The sequence below is a fragment of the Burkholderia sp. Bp9031 genome (genome assembly GCF_003857965.1).
Taxonomy (GTDB): Bacteria; Pseudomonadota; Gammaproteobacteria; order Burkholderiales; family Burkholderiaceae; genus Burkholderia; species Burkholderia ambifaria_A.
The window spans coordinates 1-562 of sequence record NZ_QTPW01000103.1 but is presented as its reverse complement, the minus strand read 5'-3'; the positions used below and the strand labels follow the sequence as shown (position 1 = coordinate 562).

Here is a 562-nt window from a genome sequence, read left to right as displayed (position 1 = left end):
GCATGAGGCGCGCACCCGAGGCGGTCGTCGAACTCAGCCGTGGGGCGCTGGTCGGAGAACGGTCGTTGGGTTGCTTCAGCACAATTTGGATGCGGACCTAAGAAATCTGGGGTAGCGTTTCACTTGTGTACCCGCTGATAAAGGCCGTGAGCGGAGGCTGTCATGTATAGAAGTACGGACATCAATAATTTTCGCTCGCCATCGGTGGTCGAAAGAGAACTAATCTCAGAATTGACAGCTGCAGAGTTCCCCGGTCGAGCCGAAGTGATCAAACAGCTTCAGCAGTGTGTCGTGCGAGTGATCGATGAGGAAGGCAGTCTTGAAGTAGGCATTCCACCGCACGCAATCGCGGCACCAGTGTTACATCGAGTTCCAACCGAGCTATATGGCCCTGATGTCGATGGAGTTCAAATCAGCGTGCTCCTACATGTCGTTGATGGAGTTTGCCGCGAAATCGAAATTTACAAGGTAGACGGCACTGATATCCAACGAATGCCTGCTATCTGGCAGCGATTCGTCCCTGGGCCGGACGATGCGGACTCAAGTTAAGCGGCACATTGAA

At 53.6% G+C, this 562-nt stretch carries 1 protein-coding gene; it reads left to right on the top strand.

Annotated elements, in window-relative coordinates; translation table 11 throughout:
• Positions 1-162: 162 nt before the first annotated feature.
• On the top strand, positions 163-549 hold the full coding sequence (locus tag DIE15_RS36705; RefSeq protein WP_124835885.1) for a DUF6984 family protein: 387 nt from the start codon (positions 163-165) through the stop codon (positions 547-549).
• Positions 550-562: the final 13 nt, after the last annotated feature.

What these genes read in the sequence shown, in the direction of transcription:
- DIE15_RS36705 (WP_124835885.1), top strand. Translation starts at nt 163, where the DNA reads ATGTATAGAAGTACGGACATCAATAATTTTCGCTCGCCATCGGTGGTC.